The organism is Myxococcus virescens (genome assembly GCF_900101905.1).
Lineage (GTDB): Bacteria > Myxococcota > Myxococcia > Myxococcales > Myxococcaceae > Myxococcus > Myxococcus virescens.
In genome coordinates, this window is record NZ_FNAJ01000028.1 from 14,762 (window position 1) to 34,384 (window position 19,623).

The following is a 19,623-nucleotide window of genomic DNA, read 5'->3' on the forward strand; positions in this document are numbered from 1 at the left end:
CCGATGTTGTAAGCAAGAAACCCACAGTCCCTCCTCTTCCCCGCTCTCAGCCACATCGGCTGGTGGGGCGCCATCGACCAGCCACAAGCTATGGGGGGGTACCCAGCCTGTCAACGCGAGATCTAGTGCTCGGTCCGGCATGGCCCGTGCAATCTATGATCGATCTCCGAGACGATCTCGCAGTCATTCCGTGAACACTCGGTGACCCCACTCAGAAACGTGGAGTGTGGGCCACCTGGAATCCACCGTGGACGGTCAGAAAGGGCCCTACGGAGGGGTTGGAACCACACCGCCCGCATCCGTCCCGGTGGGGGCCTGGGGGGCCCCGTCCAGGGCCTCCCCGGTGGTCTCTGGCTGCGGCGTGGGGGCCGGGGGCGGCGCGGTGGGGGCGGGCTGCGGCGCGGGCTGGGACGGCGCCTGGGGGGCAGCCTGGGGGCCGCTGAGGGTGTGCACGGCGCGCCGCAGCGACTCCTCCAAATCGCGGGCCGACGGGGCTACGGCGGACAGCATCTGGTTGGCGCTGCGCGCGTGGCGGCTCTGGCTCTCCGCGGCCAGCTTGAGCTGGGTGAGGGCCTCGCTGACCAGCCGGCGGGCGTCCTCCAGCTTCTGCCGGGCCTGGTAGTAGGCCACGTCCACCATGTGCTTCTGGAGCGTCAGGCGCTGCTCCTCGGTGATGCCGGAGAGCTTCTCCGCGCGCCGGAGGTAGTAGAGGCCCTGGTCGACCCGGGCCGGCTCGTCCGAAGCGATGCGCGGCCGGGCCAGGGCCTCCAGGACGGGGAACAGGGCCTGGTCCAGTTCGTCCCGGTCGGTGAACTTGCGCGTCAGGAGGGCCGAGACGTCCTGGCCTTCGATGGCGACGGGCGCATAGGCGTCCGCCAGCCGCGGGTCCCCGGTCCGGTAGGGGACCGCGCCCATGGGGGCGTTGCGGCCCTTCATCACCACCAGCTGCCCGTCCTGGAGGGCCAGGGTGAAGGTGCGCGCGTTGAGCTGGGAGAGGAGGAAGACGACCACGCCGCCCAGGCCCAGGATGAGAGTGAAGACGAGGAGCCGCGTGAAGGTACGCCGCGCCCGATAGCCGAATCCCTGTTGTGCCGTTCCGTTCATGTCGCCTGCCCTCCTGACGTACGAGCGCGAGGCCCATTTCCAGCCCCGGCGCTTAACTTGGGGCGCGCCTGCCCGGGGGTATACTCCCACTCCCGAACACACCGATGCACCACACATTCCGCCGCTTGGGGCCCAGCGAGCTGCTGCCCCGCTACATTTTCGCGGAGAGCCTCTTCGCCCGTCGACGGGTCCTGGAAGTCGATGCGGTCGCCTCCACCGGGGGCGAGAGCGCACGCTTCCTCGTGGAGAGAGGCGCGCGCGCGGTCGTGTCGTGCGACAGGGATGTAGCGGCGGTCGAGGCCGCGCAAAAGGCGCACGGCGGTCCCGCCTTGCGCTTCCGGGCCAACGTCTACGACGACTTCGAGTCGGGCAGCTTCGATGTGGTGCTGGTCGCGGACCTGGCGCCGTACGTGAAGGCGCCGGAGCTGCTGGCGGAGCTGGCGCGGCTGGTGACGAAGCAGGGCTTCCTCGTGGGCGGCCTGCGCAACGTCGCGGGGCTCGCGTTGCCCCAGTTGCTGGAGGCCGAGGAGGGCGTGCCGCCCACCTATGGTCAACTGCTGGACGCCCTGTCGGTCCACTTCGCCCAGGTGGAGGTGGCCACGCAGTCCCCGGTGCTGGGCTACCAGCTCGCCTTCGAGCGGGGCGAAGGGCTCCAGGTGGACGGCACCCTGGTGAATCACAGCGAGGCCGCCTACTTCCTGGTGGTGGCGGGGCAGGACCCGGCGCGCGTGGTGGACCCGACCTGGGTGCAGCTGCCTCCCGAGCCGCTGGCCTTCACGCGGGGCAAGCTCGATGAAGTGGTGGCGCGCGCGAAGTCCTGGGAGGAGCGCAGCGGCCGGCTGAAGGAGTCGCTGACGAAGCTCCGCGCGGAGCTGACGGACCGGGAGGCGGAGGCGGCGTCGCTGCGTCCCTCCTTGGAGACGGCCCGGGATGAGGTGGCCCGGCTCACCGCGCAGTTGGAGCAGGCGCGAGGGAGCCAGGAGGCACAGCGCGAGCGGGACGACCTGTCCGGGAAGCTGCGGCGCCGCGAGCTGGAGCTCCAGGTAGCGCAGGAGCGGCTGGCTGACGCGGACCGGCGGCTGGCGGCGCAGCGGCTGGAGGTGGAGGCCGCGCAGCGCGCCCAGGCGGACGCGGGCGTGCAGGTGTTGGCGGCCCAGGAGTCACTGCGGCTGGAGCGTGCTCGTCGTGAGGAGACGGCGGCTTCTCTCGAGGAGGCCCGCGAGCGGCTGACGCAGGCGTATACGCAGGTGCGGGACCTCCAGGAGGAGCAGGCCACGCTGCGCATCGAGCGCGAGCGGGACCGGCTGGCGGCCGAGCGCGCCGTGGAGCAGTCCGAGGACCGGCGGCGTGCCGCGGAGGCCGCGCGCGAGCGGGAGCTGCGCATCGCGGAGCAGTACTCGGCGGCCCTGGCGGCCGTGGAGCACCTGAAGGCCGAGGCGGCTCAGGCGGCGGAGACGTCCCGGGACGCGGGCGCCGCCGTCTCCGTGAAGGATGCGGAGCTGGCGCGCACGGCTCGGGAGCTGGTGGACGCGCGGCAGCGGACGGCCTCGGCGGAGGGGGCTCGGAAGGACGCGGAGTCGCGGCTGGAGTCGCTCCAGGCGGAGGTCCGGGGCCTGGAGACGGAGCTGGCCGCCGCTCGCGAGTCGCAGTCCCGCCTGGGCCAGGAGGTGGAGGCCCTGACGCACGCGGAGGCTTCCGCGCGGGCCACGGCGCAGAAGTGGGAGGAGTCGCTTCATCACGCCTCGCAGCGGTTGGAGGCGCTGGAGGCGGAGCGCGCTCGGACCGAGGAGCGGCTGGGGCAGGCGCTGGAGACGGAGCGGGACGCGCTCCAGGCCCGGCTGACGTCGCTGGAGCGCGAGCTGGAGGACGAGCGGGCTCGGGCGACGGCGCTGGAGCGGCAGGTCCTGGATGAGGTCTCCGCGAAGGGCGAGGTCGAGGCCCGGCGGCAGGAGCTTGCGGAGGAGCGCGCGGCCCTGGTCCGGCGCGTGGTGGAGCTGGAGGCCGAGGCTTCCTCGCACGCTCGTACGGGACGGCAGTCCTCGGAGCGCGCGGCGGAGCTGGAGGCCGCGCTGCGGACCGCTCGCGAGGAGCTGGAGTCCGCGCACCTGGAATGGCAGGCGTCGGAGGAGCAGCTCGGGCGCGTTCGCGGGGAACTGGACTCGGAGCGTGAGGCTCGGGCCGCGGTGGAAGAGGCGCTGCGGCTGGCGCGTGGGAAGCTGGAGGGCGCGGCGCAGCGGCTGACGGAGGCCGAGGCCACGCTCTCGCGGACCCGTGAGGCGTTGGACGCGGAGGTTGCTCGGCGCACGGCGCTGGAGAACTCCCTGGCCGAGGTCCGGGACTCGCTGGACTCCGAGCAGGAGGGGCGGGCCCGTGCGTTGGAGGCGCTGCGTGCGCAGCTCGAGGCCGAGCAGTCGCGGCGCAGCGATGCCGAGGCGACGCTCGCTGAGACTCGGGCTGGACTGGATGAGGCTCGCCAGACGCTGAGCCAGGTTCGGGACGCGCTTGCTTCCGAAGAGGAGCGGCGCGCTCGGTGGGAAGCGGCGCTCGGGGATGCGCAGGCGCTGCTCCAAGTGGAGGGGCAAGAGCGCGCGCGGTTGGAGGTGGCGCTCACCGCGGAGTCGGAGCGACGGGCTCAGGCGGAGGGCTTGCTTGTAGAGGTTCAGGCTCGCTTGGACGAGGCGCTGGCGGCGCGCGAGCGGACCGAGGCGGAGCTGGTCTCGGCCCAGGAGGCGCTGGTCCGGCACGAGGCTCGGGGCCAGACGGCGCTCGCTTCCGAACGTGAGGAGCGTGAACGGCTGGCCGCGGAGCTCACCGCGATGCGGGAGCGAGCCTTCGGCGCGGACGAGGTCGTCACCCGGCTCCAGGCCGAGGTGGCTTCCGAGCGCGAGGCGCGTGCCCAGGCGCAGGAGGCGCTCGCAGCGGAGCGTGAGGCGCTTGCCCAGGTTCGTGCGGACCTGGACGTCGAACGCCAGGGGCGCGGCGATGGCGAGGCCGAGCTGGCCCGCGTGCAGGGGTTGCTTGGGGGGGAGCAGCAGGCCCGCACGGGGGCGGAGGCCGCGCTGGCTCAGCTCCGCGCGACGCTCGGGGCGGAACAGCAGTCGCTGGCTGATACCGAAGCCTCCCTGGCCGAGGCGCGTGCTGCGCTGACTGCGGAACAGCAGACGCGCGCCGAGACCGAGGCCGTGCTGGCGGAGTCGCGCGAGGCGTTCGCGGCGGAGCAACAGGCTCGCGCGGAGACCGAGGCCGTGCTGGCGCAGTCTCGCGAGGCGTTCGCGGCGGAACAGCAGGCTCGCGCGGAGACCGAGGCCGTGCTGGCGCAATCTCGCGAGGCGTTCGCGGCGGAGCAACAGGCTCGCGCCGAGCTTGAGACGGCCCTGTCGCAGTCGCGTGAGTCGCTGACGGCGGAGCAGCAGGCTCGTGCCGAGCTTGAGATGGCCCTGTCGCAGTCGCGTGAGTCGCTGACGGCGGAACAGCAGACGCTCATCGAGCTTGAGACCGCACTGTCGCGGTCTCGTGAATCGCTCACCGCGGAGCAGCAGGCTCGCGCGGCCATCGAGGCCGCCCTGTCCCAGGCCCGTGAGGCACTTGCCGCGGAGCAGCAGGCTCGCGCTCAGGCTGAGTCTGCACTGGCGCAGTCGCGTGCGACGCTCGAAGCGGAGCAGCAGACTCGCGCCGATACCGGTGCCGCGCTTGGACAGACTCGCTCGGCACTGGAGTCCGAGCAGCAGGGCCGTGCCGAGGCCGAAGCCGCGTTGGCGCAGGTCCGCGCGGTGCTCGAAGCGGAGCAACGCACGCGAACCGAAGCGGAGTCCGCGCTGCAAACGCTGCGAACGGAGGCGTCCGAGCGCGACCAGGCACGGCAGGAGCGACTGGCTGCCGCCGAACGTGTCATGGCTGAGCAGGAGCGCGCGCTCGAAGCGCAGCGCCTGGCGGCCGAGGCTCGCGAGCAGGAGCTGCGCGATACCGTGACGCGCCTGGAGTCGGAGCGGGCGTGGGCGGAGGACACCGCGAAGGAACAGCGCTCGGCGTTGGAGTCCCAGCTCTCGGAGGCGCGCGCGGCGCAGGAGTCGGACGCGGCGCGTGCGGTCGCGCTGGCTCAGTCCCTGGCGGACCTCGAGTCGGCCCGAAGCGCGGCGGATGCCCAGCTCGCCGAGCGTGCGGGAACCATCGAGGCGCTGGAGACGCAGGTCGCCCAGTTGCGTGAGCAGGTAGCGGCGCGTGAGGAGGATGCGGGCCGTGTCAGTGAGGCCGCCGCCGAGGCTCGCGAGGCGCTGACCCGACAGGAAGCCGCCGCGCAGGAGCGACTCTCCGCGGTCGAGCGGTCGCTGGACGACGCGCTTGCTCGGGCGGAGCAGCAGCAGGGCGAAATCGAAGCGCTGGCGGCGGAGCGAGACCGAGAACGGACGGCCTTGGCCGCGGCGCAGCAGGAACTGGCGCATCTGGGCGCCGCGCGGCAGGAGAGCATGCGTCTGGGGGCACAGCTCCAGCGCGCCATGGCGGCCCTGAACGAGCGGGGCATGCACATCGCTCGGCTCGATGCCGAGTTGGTGGATGCGCAGGACCGGCTCGCGGCGCAGCGGGAGAACGCCGAGTTGCTCATGGTGCAGCTCGAGACGGCGCGGCGCTTCGCGGGCAAGGCCACCGCGATGGAGAACTCGCTCGAAGCTGAGCGCGCCGCACTGGAGACGCTGCGGACCGAGCTGGCCCGCGCGACCGAGGCAGCCGCGACGGAGCAGGCGAGGGCGAACGCGCTGGAGGCCCAGCTCACGGACTCCGCCGATGGATTGACGCGGGCCCGCAGCGAGCTGGAGGCCCAGCGCGCCGAACTCGAAGGAAAGCTCTCGGACGCCGCCTCTCGTTCCGAGGCCCTTCGGGCGGAGCTCGAAGCGCGACTCGCCGATGCTGTCGAGCGGGCCAATGCACTCCGCGCAGAGACGGAGCAGCAGCGCGCTGAACTCGAAGCGCAGCTCGCGGAAGCTGTTTCTCGTTCCGACGCGCTGCGTGCGGAGTCGGGGCAGCAGTTCGCGGAGGCTACGGCTCGCGCCGCGGCCGAACGCGCGGCGCTGGAGTCCCGGCTCGCGGAAGTCGCGGCCTCCGCAGACGCACAGCGCGCCGAGTCGGAGACCCGCCTGGCGGACCTCAACGCCCGGTTCGAGGCCCAGCAAGCGGAGCTGGAATCGCGGCTCGCCGAGGCCTCCGCGAAGTTCAACGCGCAACTGGCGGAGGCCAGCGACCGCGCGGCCCGGCTCTCCGACACCGCCGACCGTGCCCAAGCCGACAGGGCCACACTGGAATCCCACGTCGCCGAGCTCACGTCCCAGCTCGATGTGCTTCGCGCCGACCTGACCGCCGCCACGGAGCGGGCGGCCACGCTTCAGTCCGCCCAGGAGCGCCTCGCCCGTGCGGACTCCGACCGCGAGCGCCTCCAGTCCGACCTGTCCGTCGCCCGCGCCGCCCGGGTCCGCCTCGAAGGCCGCGTCACCGCCCTGGAAGCCGCGTCCACCGACGCCGTCCGGATCCTCGACGCCGAGCGTGCCGAGCGCACCCGCCTGTCCCAGGCGCTCGAAGTGGCCACGCAGCAGCTCCAGCAGCACGACGGCAGCGCGGCCGGGCAGCTCGCGTTGCTCCAGACCGAGCGCTCCCAGCTCGATGAACAGCTCCGGGGGCTCGAAACCCAGCTCCAGTCCCAGAAGGCCCGCGTGGACGCGCTGGAGGCGGAGCGCACCGAACTCCTGTCCACCGTGGAGTCCCTCAAGGTGTCCTCCCAGCCCGAAGACGTGCTGGAGATGGCCGCGGAGATGGAGCTCCTCCAGTCCCTGGTGGAGGACCTCCAGCAGAAGCTCGCGGACCGCGAGGCCGAGCTGGCCGCGGCGCAGCGGCCGGCGTCCCGCGCGGACAGCTTCGCCCTGTTGGACGCGCCCGAGCCGGCCCGGAATGAGCTGGTCCCCCCGGCCGGGACGGAGCAGGGCGCCAAGGCCCCGGCGCGGCGCCCCCGAGGCGCGGTGCCCGCGCTGGACCTGCCGCCCCAGAAAACGCCCCCGAAGCCGGGCGAGCGCGAATAGCCGCTCGGGACTAGGATTGCGCCCGTGGAAGCTCGCGAGCGCATCTTCAAGTATCAGGGCCTGGGCAATGACTTCGTCGTGCTGGACCGGCGCGGCTCCGGCGAGGACATCGACGCCGCTACGTCGCGGTGGATGTGCGACCGGCGCCTGGGCATCGGCGGGGACGGGGTGCTGGCGCTGCTTCCCTCCGAGCGTGGCGTCGCCCGCATGGTCGTGCACAACGCCGACGGCAGCATCGCGGAGATGTGTGGCAACGGCCTGCGCTGCGCGGTGAAGTTCCTGGTGGATGACTCGGGCCGGACGCCAGGCCACCTCGACGTGGAGACCGGGGCGGGCGTGCTCACCTGCTACCCCTCGTATGGCGAGGGAGGTGTGGTCGCTGTGGACATTTCCATGGGGCCCGCCCGGCTGGTCGCCTCCAACCTGCCTTCGGGCGCCACGGGGCAGCCCTTTCTGGATGCCTTGGTGCCGGGCCATCCGCCCCTGCGCGCCTACGCGGTGAGCATGGGCAATCCCCACATGGTCCTCCTGGACCAGCCGCTGGAGGATGCCTCGCGCCTGGGGCCCCTGCTGGAGCACCACCCGTCCTTCCCGGACCGCACCAACGTGGAGTTCGTCCGTGTGGACTCGGACGGCCTCACCGTGGTGGTCTGGGAGCGAGGCTGCGGCCTCACCCAGGCCTGTGGGACGGGCGCCTGCGCGTCCGCCGTGGCCGCCGTGCTGGCCAAACGGCTCCCGGCCGATGCCTGGCTGCGCGTCACCCTGCCAGGGGGAGACCTGCGCATCCGCGTCCCCGCCGACCTGTCCGACATCCGCCTCCGTGGACCGGTGGCCTTCGTCTTCGAGGGCGTTGTCGCGATTCCCTCGGGCCGGTAACCTCCCGCGTTCCTCTCGCTCCCAGGTCAGAACGCGCCGTGGCCGGACCCATCCTCGTCGTCGACGACGACCTGTTCTTCCGTCAGCTCGCCAGCGACTTGCTCACGCATAACGGGCATCGCGTGGTGGCCGTGGAGAACGCAACGCTCGCGCTCGAAGAGGCGGCACGCACGTCGTTCGACCTGGTCATCACCGATGTGGTGATGCCAGGCGTGGACGGCTTCGCTCTCACCGCGCGCCTGCGCGAGCGGGACCCCGACCAGGAGGTCATCCTCGTCAGCCATCGCACCGACATCCGGAACTCGGAGGTGGCGCTGCGCTCGGGCGCGGCGGACTGTCTCACCAAGCCGGTGGACGCCAACGACATGCTGCTCGCCGTGGACCGGGCGCTGGAGCGCGCGTCCCTGCGCCGCGAGCGGACGCAGCTTCGTGACGAGAACCTGGAGTTCGCCCGCTTCCACAACCTGCACCAGCGCTGCCTGGAGCTCCTGTCCCATCCCGACCTGGAGTGGCTCCAGGAGCGGCTCACCTCGGAGCTGGCGGCCATCTGCGACGCGCAGAGCGCCGCGCTGTGGGTGGTGGACGACCGGGGAGACCTGGTGCTGCGGGCCTACCGTGGGCTGTTGGACCGACAGTTCCTCGCGGAGAAGATGAGCCCGGAAGGGCCGCTGTCCGGACGGCTGCGCGAGGCCCAGCCGTGGCTGGCCCGCGACGAGCGCTCGTCGGTGATGTACGTGCCCCTGGTGGCGTCGGGGGAGGTCGTCGGGTTGGCGCAGCTCTCCGACCCGCTGTCGGGGGACTTCCGGCCCGAGCATTCGCGCGATGCTCGCGTGCTGGGTGACTTCGCGGCGGTGGGCCTGAAGAACGGCCGGAAGATGCTCGCGCTCCAGCGTCTGGGCCTGAGAGACCGCGAGACGGCGGCGTACAACCTCAGCTACTTCACCGACTACGCGTCCAAGGAAATCTACAAGGCCCGGCGCTACGGGCGGACGTTCTCCCTGCTGACCTTCTCCATCGACAACCTGCCGCTGGTGCGCGTGCGCCAGGGCGCGGCGGACGCGAAGAAGGCGGTGCGCGGCATCATCAAGGCGCTCAGTAAAATCATCCGCGACTCGGACGTCATCGCGAAGGCGAGCGACCAGGAGTTCTACCTCCTGCTGCCGGAGACGGACTTCTTCGGGGCGCTGATGTTCGTGCGCCGTGCCGTGGCCGCCGTGCGCGAGGAGCCCGAGGCCATGGAGGTGGACCAGCGCCTCCCGCTGGCGATGGTGGGCGGGGCCAGCACCTTCCCCAAGGATGGCGAGGACTTTGACGAGCTGGTGCACCGCTGCCGTCGCCGCATGGACGAGCGGCGCGCGTCGTTGCAGCGCCGGCTGATGCTGGACGGGCTGCCCTTCTGGGACGAGGTGGACCTGCTGCTGGGCACGCCGAACAGCCCCCGGCTGCCGGTGGACGAGCGCTCCGAGCCGAGCCGCCGGGGCAAGGTGTCCGACGTCCTCTTCGACGAGCTCCAGGCGGAGATTGCCCGGGAGATGATGCGGGACCCAGGCTCGCGCGGCCTGCTGTACGTGGGCGGGCCGGAGATTCGCACGGACCTGAACATCGCCGCCGGGCTGGAGTCCGCGCCTCCAGATCTGGCGTCGCGCATCTACCTGCTGGGCCGCCGCGTCGACCTGGAGTCACACCCCGCGCTGACGCCCGTGTTCCTGGAAGGCGACGACCGCATCGCGCGGCACGAGTTCATCCTCTGGCTCTCCGAGAACGCGGCCTACGCGCTCATCCAGCGGCGGGGCCACGGAGCGACGTGGGGGTTCCACACCTCGGACACCGCGGTGGTGGACGGGCTCATCTCCAAGCTGCAGGCCGAATACGACCTGCAGCCCTACTGACACGAAGCGGAGCGCCACCGTGGCCCCGGTCCGGAAAATCCTCATCGCCGACCCTGACCTCGAGTCCGTGCGCTCGCTGTCGCGGGCCCTGCGCACCAAGGGCTATCAGGTGCACTACGCGCCGGATGGCTCGCGGGCCCTGGAGGTGGCCGTGCTGCGCCACCCGGACCTCACGCTGTTCGACGAGGCCTGCCGGCTGCTGGACGCGCGCACCTTCATCCAGATTCTGCGCACCAACCCGCGCACCGAGGACATCCCGGTGGTGCTCACCACCGCGAGCTTCGAGTCGGACCGGCTGCGCGGCCTGCGGGACGGCTACCTGCGCAAGCCCTTCAACCTGGACGAGGTGCTCAGCCGCATCGAGCACATCTTCCGGCGCAGCGAGGCGGCCAAGGACCTCAAGAGCGAGCAGCAGGAAATCGAAGGCTCGCTCAGTCAGCTCAGCATCCCGGACCTGATGCAGTTGTTGGGCATGAACCGGCGCAGCGGCCGGTTGACGCTGGAGCGCGGCAACGACCGGGGCGAGATTTCCGTCGTCGAAGGCCGCCCGGTGAACGCGAAGCTGGGGCGCGTGGAAGGGGAGAAGGCCCTGTTCCGCCTGCTGGCGTGGGTGGACGGGACGTTCACCTTCTCACCCGGAGGCAACACGGCACGGCCGCGCATCAACCGCGGCATGGATGACGCGCTGCTGGAGGGCATGCGCCAGTCGGACGAGGTGAACCGGCTGATGCCCGGCCTGCCGCCGCGCCACACGCGGCTGATGCTGGCGCCGGACGCGGACCTGCAAGGAGACCAGCATCCGGTGACGCAGCAGGTGGTGGACCTGCTTCGCCAGCCACGCGCCCTGGGCGAGGTGTTGGACCTGGCGCCGGCCACCGACCTGGAGGTGCTCAACGTCCTCACCACGCTCATGCAGCGGGGCGTGGCGAGGGCCGCGGACGGGGATGGCGTGGAAGCGGCATCCGGCGAGCTGCTGGGCGCGGCGGAGGTGCACGCGCTGCGCGGCCGGATTCTCCGCACGCGAGCGCCCGCGAAGGTGGCCACCGCGAAGATCTTCGTGTGCGGCAGTGGCGCGAGCGCCGCCCGGCGGGTCCTCTCGCGCATGCCCGGCATGGAGGCGCTGTCCGCCGAGCCCACCGCGGTGAAGAGCGGCTTCGGCACGCTGGGGCGCCTGGTGCTCAGCGAGGTGCTGCGCCTGGACTTCTGCGTGCTGCCCCCCGCGGAGGCGGCGCGGCCGCTGTGGCGTCCCTTCACGGCGGGCGCCATGGGCGCGCTGCTGATGGACGTGGCCGAGCCCTCCGTGCGGCTCGCGCACTATCTGGCCTGGGAGGTCCGAATGCCGGTGGTGGTGGTGGGCGCGGAGGTCCCCGCGGCGTTGCAGGGGGCTCCCGCGGGAGCCCTGGGCGCGGCGGATGACCTGGCGGACGCGCTGCGCTCGCTGCTGGTCCAGGCGCTCAACCCGGCGCCCACGCTGCCCGGCGTGCCCCAGGTGCAGCGGGCCGCCGCGTCCATCGTGTAGGGCGAGGCCGCTTCAAAGACGCGAGAGAATCTCCGCCTTCTTCTGCGCGTATTCGTCCTGCGTGATGAGCTCGTTGTCGAGCATCGACTGGAGGTCCTTCAGGGCCTTCACCGGGTCCGCGGGGGCCACGGTTCTGGCCTCGGTGAAGCCAGTGGCCGCCGCGACGAGGGCCTGGATGCTCTGGGGGCGCTGCTGATTGACGGGCCCCAGGACGACGAACCGCTGCGGGTCGTTCGGATCGATCTTCACCTTGAGGCGCACGCCGGGCTCCAGGATGAAGGCCTTCCAATCATGCGCCCGGCTGCGGTGCTGCCGCCTGTAGGTGGGGAGGCCCGGTACCTCGAACTCCAGCAGGAAGTCGTAGACGTAGCTCCTGTTGATCTTCATCGACGTGCGCTCCATCCGGAGGATGGTGGCCTCGCCAGCGGTTCCGTGCTCGCGGAGGCGCTTCTTCTGCGCGTGCGAATAGAAGAAGAACCTCGCAGCGCCGAAGCCGACGAGTGAGAAGAGCAGGAAGGGCAATATCGTCAGGACCGCGGTCAGCACCCAGCACCTCGATGCGCGTTCTCAGATACGCGCGAGAATCTGCGCCTTCTTCGCCTCGAACTCTTCCGGGGTGATGAGTCCCTTGTCCATCAGCGACTGAAGGTCCTGCATGGCCTTCACCGGGTCCCCCGCGGACGGCATTCCCGGTAGCACGAAGGCCCCGACAGGCGCCGTCATGACCGCGCCGACGATGGCGACCTTGCTCGGTTCGTCCCGGTCGACCTTGACGTTCAGGCGCATCCCCACGCCGAGCGACTCGACGCTCTGGTGTGGACCCAGCCGCTTCCTCACTCGCGCCTGATACGACGCGCGTCCCCTCTGACGGACCTCCAGGAGCAGCTCGAAGACGGGGCGGCGGTTGACGCGCAAGGCCGTGTCGCGCAACTCAAGCACCGTGGCCTCGGCGTCCTCGCCGTGCTTGAGCACCTGCTGTTCCACCGCCGCGTCGCGGGCGAAGCGCCTGACGACCCAGGCGGCGTACGCGAGGATGCCGCCGACGAGGAGGAAGACGAAGAACTCGGTGGGCGTGGCGGGGAGCAATGCGTCCATCTGGCGGAAACCCTACCATTCTCCCGTGACGCGCTGGCCGGGGCCGTCATCCCAGCAGCCAGCGCATGGCCTCCGGCAGCCGCCGTCGCAAGTCCCGCTCGTGGTCCGCGTAGCCCCGTCCAGGGCCCCTTGCGGGCGCGGTACGTGCGTTCGATGTATGGCTTCAGTGTTTCAATGACGAAGCGCACGGAGGGCTCGGTCCGGGCCGCCACGTTGCTTTGGGGCTCGTCCCACGGCGGTTGGTGCACCAAGTATCGAAGCGCGCGGACTCGGGATGGGCGAACACGTTCTGCAAGTCCTGAATGGAGAGGACAGGAAAGGACCTGTCAGGTGAGGCGTCATACGCATCGGGTGTGAAGATGCGGACAGTGCGTGTGCGCCCACTCACGCGGGGAAGCGACGTCTCGGAGGCTGTGGACGTATCCCATGGGGTTCGGAGGTTGGCGGCCGCGGAGGAGGACAGGTCGCGGCCCGGCACCGGCCACTTCCCCCAACCCACGGGATTCTCACGTCGTTTCCTCGGTGGATGAACCCAGCGCTCGGGCGGCCGGAGGTGTAGGCTCAACGGGTATCCCAGGACTCACACGAATACCCATGCAGCAGAAACTCGCCGCAGACATGTCGACCACCGCGGGCCGCGCACAGGCCGGGCAGAGCCCGGTGGCGCTCTCCGTGCCTGCCTTGACGATCGTGTCCCATCCCCAGCCGCAGCGCATTGGCGAGCGGCTGTTGCTGGAGGTGCTCGCGTCCCAGGGGCGCACGGCGGCCCTTTCTCGCAACGCGCCGGACTTCTCCCGGCCCGGGGGGCTCATGGCCCTCCCGTTGGGAGACCCATTCCTCAGCCGCAAGCCGGTGGAGTTCGAGCCCGGCCCACGAGGTGGCCTCCGGATGTTGGTGCCGGAGGACGGCACCCAGGTGCGCGTGGCGAACGAGCCCGTCGTGGGCGGCCGGGAGTTCTCTCGCGAGGAGCTGTCCGCTGGAGTGCCGCTGGTGCTGGCCGACCGCGTGGTGCTGTTGCTCCACCTGGCCTCGTCCTTCCGCCAGCCGGGCGTGCTGGACCTGGGCATCGTCGGCCACGGTGAGGGCATCCACCGCGTGCGCGAGGACATCATCCGGGTGGCTGACCTCGCCGTGCCGGTGCTCATCCGCGGCGAGACGGGCACGGGCAAGGAGCTGGTGGCGCGCGCCATCCACGCCAGCGGTCCCCGCCGCGCCGGTCCCTTCGTCAGCGTCAACCTGGGAGCGCTCGCCAAGGAGCTGGTCGCCGCGGAGCTCTTCGGCGCGCAGCGCGGGGCCTATACGGGCGCCAGCCGGGACCGGGAAGGCTTCTTCCGCGCGGCCGAGGGCGGGACGCTCTTCCTCGATGAAGTTGGCGAGGCGCCGCCCGAGGTGCAGGCCGCGCTGCTTCGCGTGCTGGAGACGGGAGAAATCTATCCGGTGGGCGGCCATACGCCGGTGCCTGTCGACGTCCGGCTGGTCTCCGCCACGGACGCGCATCTGGAGGCCCGCATCCAGGAGCGCACCTTCAAGGCCCCGCTGCTGCACCGGCTGGCCGGCTTTGAAATCCTGGTGCCTCCGCTGCGCGAGCGCCGCGAGGACGTGGGCCTGCTCTTCCTCCACTTCGCCCGCCAGGAACTGGAGGCCATGGGGGAGGGCGGTCAGTTGACGTCCGCGGACCCGCGCGCCGAGCCCTGGTTGCCCGCGGCCCTGGCCGTCCGGCTGGTGCGCCACGCGTGGTCCGGCAACATCCGCCAGCTGCGCAACGTCACCCGTCAGCTCGTCATTGGCAGCCGGGGCATGCCGGGGCTGCGCGCTGATGAGCGGCTGGAGCAGGTGCTGGACGCGGACGCGCAGCCAGTCCCCGGGCGTCCGTTGACCGTGCGCACGGGGGAGGAGGGGGGCGACGGCGCGAAGGCTCCGCGGCGCAAGCCCGCGGAGGTGGGTGAACAGGAGTTGCTGGAGGCATTGCGCGCCTGCTCCTGGGACCTGAAGGCCACCGCGGACTGGCTGGGCATTCCCCGGCCGTCCGTCTACGTCCTCATCGACAAGAGCTCGCTCCTGCGCACCGCGCGCGACTTGAGCCCCGAGGAAATCACCCGCTGCTTCCACGAGTGCGAGGGTGACCTCGACAAGATGGTGCAGCAGCTGGAGGTCTCCAAGCGCGCGCTCCAGCGGCGGGTCCGGGAGCTGGGCCTCAGTGGTGGGTAGTGTTGGCTGACACGTCAACCCGGACCTGGTGGGTTCGGTTGACGCGTCCATTCGTCCTTTCAGGGGGCTCGGGTGTCGGTGGTCGAGGGGGGGCCGCGCGCCATTCCTGGCTGGTACGGTGTCTGCAACTCACAGCCCGCAGCAATCCTTCTCATTGCCCCATTGGGGGTACGGGAGCCGCGCCCATGACCTTTGTCACCGTCACCATCAAGAAGTCGGGGGATCTGGTCTACGAGCCCAGCAACCAGGTCGGGCGCGGGTACACCGTCCGCTTCGTGCTCGACCCGGTCAACGGTCCTCTGTGGGCCACGGTGCATCCGCCCACGTGCCTGGTTTCAACGAACCCCATCACCCTGGACAAGACGTCCTCGGCGACGCCCCCCGTCTATGAGGACCCGGTCTCTGAATCGGCTGCGTACACGACGTATCCGTTCACCGTGAAGGTCCCTCCCGTGCCGGAGAAGCCGCACCTCGGAGGTGAGGCGGAGACCAAGAACGGCAACCTGGACGTGACGACGGATCCGCCGAAGCTCTGAGCCGCCCTGACGTGTCAGGCCAGACCTCATGGGTGGGGCTGACGCGTCCAGGTGCCGCTGAGGAGATGCTCCGGTGGTGAGTCTTCGAGGGCGCTGTGAACCAGACCTGTCTGGTATGGTGTGTGCAAATCACAGCAGGCAGCAGTTCATCACACGCCCCAGCGGGGCACAGGAGCCACGGCCCATGGCCATCATCACTGTTCTCATCAACAAGTCCGGGAACCTGAGCTACATCCCCAACAACAAGGTTCGGCACGGAGACACGGTCCGCTTCGCCATTGAAATGATTGGCGGCGCATCGGACGTGACGGTGAATCCCCCCGCGTGCCTGGATTCGACGGCGTCGTTCAGCTTGAACAACACCTCTCTGTCCGCCGCCCAGCGCGATGACCCCGTTTCCGACGGGGCCGCGGTCGGCTCGTATCCGTTCACGGTGGAAGTCCCCAGCGCGCCCGCGGCGTCGCGCCTGGGAAGCGAGCTGGAGACGAAGAACGGCAACCTGGACGTGACGACGGACCCGCCCAAGGAGTGCTGAGCCACGTCAGGGCGTAGGAGGGCCGGCCAGTGGCTCGCGAGCCGCGCCGAGCCGGCCACTCCATTCGAATTCCAGGTGAGGGTTGCGGGCCAGTGCTTGCCGCAACGCCTCCTGGCCCTCGATACGCCAGGCCTGGCGTTGCTCCGAGGAGGCGCGCGTCTCCGCCAGGGCGAGCAGCCCGCCGCCACGAAGCGCCTGGGCCCGCGCCCACCTGGGCCGGTCCGCCAGGACTTCCGCCACGAGCGCGAGCCCCTGGTTCAGCAGCGGCGCGGCGTCCTCGTTCCGCTGCTGACGCCACGCGGCCCAGTCGAGCTGGAATCTCGCGGTGGTCAGCCGGTAGTCATGCCGGCGCGGCTCCAGGGACAGGGCTTGCTGGAAGGCCTGTGACGCGAGCTCGAAGTCCGATTCCTGGGCGGCGCCCCGGTGTGCCAGCCAGCGGGCCTTGAGCGCGCGGGCCTCGCCCGTGTTGCGCCACGTGTGGCCCTGGCGGGGATTCAGCGCGGTGGCCCGCGCCAGGGACTCTTCGGCCTTCGCCAGCTCCGCCCGTGGGTCACCGCCGGTCTCCATGCTCCACGTCGCCAGCAGTGTCTGCACGCGGCCGAGATTGGCCCAGAGGTCGGCGTCCTGGGGCTGGAGCGAGAGCGCCTGACGGTAGGCTTCCACGGCGGCGCGGCCACTCGGTCCTGGATTCTCCCTGCGCGCGGACTGGAAGGCGGCGGTCAGGGTCCACACCTCGCCCAGGTTGTTGTGGGCGTACACCTGTCTGGGGGCCAGCGTCCGGGCTTCCTCGAAGGCCGCCTGCGCCTGCTGGAGCAGAGGCTCGGGGGCGCCGCCTTCCTCCCAGCGTTGCTCGGCCTGCCACAGCAGCGCCACGCCCAGTCCGTTGTGGAGCGGGGGGAGCTTCGCGTTGATGCCCAGCCCCTGTCTGAACAGGGCCAGCGCCTGCTCCAGGTCCGCCTGGAAGGGCTCGCCGTGGCTCCAGCGCCAGCGCGCCAGCTGCTCGGAGATTTCCGCGCCGCGGAAGCTGGCCACGACGTTGCCGGGATTGAGCGCCAGCGCCTTCGCCAGTGCGTCACGAGCCCGCGTCAAATCTCCCGCGGCGTCGGCGGCGCGTGGATTCGAAGCGCGGCGGCGCAGGGCGTTGCCCAGGTTGATCCACGCGTCGGCCTGGTTCTCCCGTACGCGGATGGCCTCCAGGTACGCGTCAATCGCCTTTCCCTGGTGCTCCAGCGGGTCCACGCCGCGCTCGGCTTCCGCGTCCGCCCACACCTGATAGGTCAGGCCCAGGTTGGCGTGGAAGGCATAGTCGCGCTCCTCGGGGCGCAGGCGCTCGAAGGCCTCGATGGACAGACGGAGCTGCTCGCTCGGGTCCTGCCCGCGCTCCTGGCGGTAGCGGGCCCACAGCCTGTGGGTGATGGCGAGCTCCAGCGCGACACGGTCGCTGGGCGGCGCCAGGGCCAGGGCCTCGCGCGCGGCGTGGATGGACTTCTCCAGCAGCGGCTCGGCGTCCTCGCGTCCCTGGCTGGTGCGCTGCTCCGCGAGCCGGCGGTGCAGGCGGGAGAGGACGACCAGCGAGCGGTGGTGATCCGGCGCGGCGGTGAGCGCGCGGGTCGCCGCCTCCACGCCGCGCTCATAGTGGGGCAGCACGTTGCCTTCGCCGTACAACTCCATCACCAGCGCGGCCAGCTCCAGGCGCGCCAGGACGTAGTGGCCCATGGGCTGGCTCTCCGCGGTAGCGACGGCGGCGGCATAGGCGCGGCGGCCCGCGTCCAGGTCCTCCTGCGAGCCGGCCTTGTCGCCCTGGTGCCAACGCTGCGTGGCCCGCGCCAGCAGCACGTCGCCTTGCAGCAAGGGTGCTTCGTAGAACCAGGGCTGCGCGCGGCCCATGGCCTCCAGGTGGGTCAGGGCCTCTTCGTGGCGGCCCTCGTAGAAGGCGAACAGCGCCTTCACATACAGCGGTGGGACGGGGACGTCGGGGCCTTCGGCCTGGCGCAGGTAGGCCAGGGCCGGGTCCCGGTAGTTCTGCTCCAGCTCCTTGCGGCGGACCTCGCGCTGCTCCGGGCTGCGGCGCTCCACGTCCAGCAGCAGCCGCTCCTGGTAGAGGTCTCCCAGCACCTGCGCCAACGCCCAGGCCACCCGGGGCTCGCGGTAGCCCTGGGCCCATGCGGCCTCCAGGCGCTTGCGCGCGGCGTCCCGCTCATCCAACACGAGCAACGCGCGGCCCAGGGCGTACTGACCGGGGCCCAGTGCGTGGGGGCCCGCCTCGCGCACCTCGGCCTCCAGCGCGTCCATGCTGGCGCGCAGCTCGCGCCGGTCTTCACGGGTGTCGTGCAGGCGGGACAGGGCGGAGTAGCGCGCGGAGGCCTCGATGCGCTCCACCCGCTCGGTGAAGCGGCGCGTGAGGCGTTCGCGCTCGGCCACCTCGCTGCGGGCGATGCCCGCCTGGATGAGCGCCAGCAACACCACCGTCAAGGCCGCGGAGCCCAACGTCAGCGCCACCCGGTGCTTGCGGGCCTTGCGGCGCAGGCGGTAGCCCAGTCCCTGTCGCGCGAGGACGGGCTCTCCTTCGAGGAACCGCTCCAGGTCCTCCGCCAGCGCCCGCGCCGAGTCGTAGCGGGCGGGCCGCTGCTTCTCCAGGCACTTGAGGACGATGGCTTCCAGGTCCGACGGAATGTCGGCGTCGAGCGCGCGCGGCGGCGCCGGCTCTTCGTGCTGGAGCCGGGTGATGACCTCCACCTCGGTGGCGCCGGTGAAGGGCGGCCGGCCGGTGAGGAGCGAGTAGAGCGTGGCGCCCAGCGCGTAGATGTCCGCGCGCCGGTCCAGGCGGGACACCTCGCCGCGCGCCTGCTCCGGGGCCATGTAGTGCGGGGTGCCCTGCACGGCGTTGGGCGCGGCGCCTTCCTCGCGCCAGTCACGCGCCAGACCGAAGTCCATGACGAAGGGGGCCAGCCCGCCGTCCTCGGTGCGCTCCACCAGGATGTTGCCGGGCTTGATGTCGCGGTGGATGAGGCCCGCGCCATGGGCGGCGTGCACGCCCTCGGCGGCCTGGCGCAGCACCAGCACCTTCTGCTCCAGCGTGAGCGACCGCGCCAGCTGTCCCAGCGGCTGGCCGTCCACGAAGCGCATGGCGATGTAGCCCCGGCCGCGCACCTCGCCGACCTCGTACACCTCGCACACCCGCTCGTGTCGGACGCGGGCCTGCGCGCGGGCCTCGGAGAGGAAGCGCCGGGCCAGCTCCGGGTCGTCCCCGCGCACGAACTTCAGCGCCACGTTGCGGCGGAGCATGGGGTCATACGCCAGGAACACCCGGCCCATGCCACCCTGGCCCAGGAAGCGCACGGGCTGGTAGCGGTCCCAGTCCGGCACCGGGAAGGTGGGGCCGTCCGGCTCCACGGCGGGGGGCGGGGACACGCCCGGGGTGACAGGCGTCAGGGTGGCGGCCTCGAGCGGCCGGCCGGCGCTCGGGTCCGTGCTCTCGGAGGCGAGCTCGCCACGGAGCGCCACCAGGGAGTCCTCGGACAGCCGGCCTCGCTCTCGCAGCAGCTCCAGAGGGCCACGCCGCAGGCGGAGCGCTTCCTCACGCAGGACCGCCACCTCCTCGCCGGAGAGCAGTCCTTCGTCCATCGCGAGGAGGAGCTCCTCCTCGTACGTCTCATTCAATCGCCCCGCCACGTGCACGGCCCCAGCATACGGGCTGGCGCGTGGCGGGGGGAAAATCCGCCGGGAGGCCCACGAGGCCGGCGGAGTTGGCCTCAGAGGGAGGTGTGGACCTCCCGGCGGAAAGGTGTAGCGGTCAGCC

At 71.4% G+C, this 19,623-nt stretch carries 11 protein-coding genes; 7 read left to right on the top strand and 4 right to left on the bottom strand.

Annotation, left to right across the window (positions count from 1 at the left end; all coding sequences use genetic code 11):
* Positions 1-267: 267 nt before the first annotated feature.
* The gene (locus tag BLU09_RS36610; RefSeq protein WP_244172361.1) at positions 268-1,104 is read right to left on the bottom strand and encodes an IF-2 protein; all 837 of its coding nucleotides are present in this window, start codon (positions 1,102-1,104) and stop codon (positions 268-270) included.
* 104 nt (positions 1,105-1,208) lie between these two features.
* Here BLU09_RS36610 and BLU09_RS39970 point away from each other — a divergent pair, with 104 nt between their 5' ends.
* Genes BLU09_RS39970 through BLU09_RS36630 form a run of 4 tightly spaced genes read left to right on the top strand, consistent with a single transcriptional unit; the run spans position 1,209 to position 11,450 of the window.
* Positions 1,209-7,166 (top strand): methyltransferase domain-containing protein, encoded by a 5,958-nt coding sequence (locus tag BLU09_RS39970; protein ID WP_090495783.1) that lies wholly within the window; start codon positions 1,209-1,211, stop codon positions 7,164-7,166.
* A gap of 24 nt (positions 7,167-7,190) precedes the next feature.
* Positions 7,191-8,042, top strand: a complete 852-nt coding sequence (gene dapF, locus BLU09_RS36620; RefSeq protein WP_090495784.1) for a diaminopimelate epimerase — start codon at positions 7,191-7,193, stop codon at positions 8,040-8,042.
* Positions 8,043-8,080: 38 nt separating this feature from the next.
* Complete coding sequence (locus BLU09_RS36625) at positions 8,081-9,931, top strand: GGDEF domain-containing response regulator (protein WP_090495785.1); 1,851 nt, start codon at positions 8,081-8,083, stop codon at positions 9,929-9,931.
* A 19-nt stretch (positions 9,932-9,950) separates the two neighbouring features.
* Positions 9,951-11,450: a DUF4388 domain-containing protein gene (locus BLU09_RS36630; protein ID WP_090495786.1), complete on the top strand. Its 1,500-nt coding sequence runs from the start codon at positions 9,951-9,953 to the stop codon at positions 11,448-11,450.
* 12 nt (positions 11,451-11,462) lie between these two features.
* Here the strand turns inward: BLU09_RS36630 and BLU09_RS36635 are convergent, their stop codons facing one another.
* Positions 11,463-11,996 (bottom strand): SHOCT domain-containing protein, encoded by a 534-nt coding sequence (locus BLU09_RS36635; protein ID WP_090495787.1) that lies wholly within the window; start codon positions 11,994-11,996, stop codon positions 11,463-11,465.
* A gap of 21 nt (positions 11,997-12,017) precedes the next feature.
* The gene (locus BLU09_RS36640) at positions 12,018-12,545 is read right to left on the bottom strand and encodes an SHOCT domain-containing protein (RefSeq protein WP_090495788.1); all 528 of its coding nucleotides are present in this window, start codon (positions 12,543-12,545) and stop codon (positions 12,018-12,020) included.
* Positions 12,546-13,139: 594 nt separating this feature from the next.
* Between BLU09_RS36640 and BLU09_RS36650 the strand changes: the two genes are divergently transcribed.
* From BLU09_RS36650 to BLU09_RS36660, 3 genes are all read left to right on the top strand, one after another.
* Positions 13,140-14,753, top strand: a complete 1,614-nt coding sequence (locus BLU09_RS36650; RefSeq protein ID WP_090495789.1) for a sigma 54-interacting transcriptional regulator — start codon at positions 13,140-13,142, stop codon at positions 14,751-14,753.
* A 185-nt stretch (positions 14,754-14,938) separates the two neighbouring features.
* The gene (locus BLU09_RS36655) at positions 14,939-15,289 is read left to right on the top strand and encodes a hypothetical protein (RefSeq protein WP_090495790.1); all 351 of its coding nucleotides are present in this window, start codon (positions 14,939-14,941) and stop codon (positions 15,287-15,289) included.
* Between the two features lie 184 nt (positions 15,290-15,473).
* Entirely contained in the window at positions 15,474-15,824 is a 351-nt protein-coding gene (locus BLU09_RS36660; RefSeq protein WP_244172362.1) for a hypothetical protein, read from the top strand.
* A 6-nt stretch (positions 15,825-15,830) separates the two neighbouring features.
* On the opposite strand, the gene BLU09_RS36665 is transcribed toward BLU09_RS36660, so the two are convergent.
* Positions 15,831-19,502 carry a serine/threonine-protein kinase gene (locus tag BLU09_RS36665; RefSeq protein WP_090495792.1) on the bottom strand — a complete coding sequence of 1,224 codons (3,672 nt, stop codon included), beginning with the start codon at positions 19,500-19,502 and terminating at the stop codon, positions 15,831-15,833.
* Positions 19,503-19,623 lie beyond the last annotated feature (121 nt).

Bases quoted from the DNA above. Each gene is read 5' to 3' on its own strand.
- BLU09_RS36610 (WP_244172361.1), bottom strand. From the start codon at position 1,104: ATGAACGGAACGGCACAACAGGGATTCGGCTATCGGGCGCGGCGTACC.
- BLU09_RS39970 (WP_090495783.1), top strand. From the start codon at position 1,209: ATGCACCACACATTCCGCCGCTTGGGGCCCAGCGAGCTGCTGCCCCGC.
- BLU09_RS36640 (WP_090495788.1), bottom strand. From the start codon at position 12,545: ATGGACGCATTGCTCCCCGCCACGCCCACCGAGTTCTTCGTCTTCCTC.
- BLU09_RS36650 (WP_090495789.1), top strand. From the start codon at position 13,140: ATGCAGCAGAAACTCGCCGCAGACATGTCGACCACCGCGGGCCGCGCA.
- BLU09_RS36655 (WP_090495790.1), top strand. From the start codon at position 14,939: ATGACCTTTGTCACCGTCACCATCAAGAAGTCGGGGGATCTGGTCTAC.
- BLU09_RS36660 (WP_244172362.1), top strand. From the start codon at position 15,474: ATGGCCATCATCACTGTTCTCATCAACAAGTCCGGGAACCTGAGCTAC.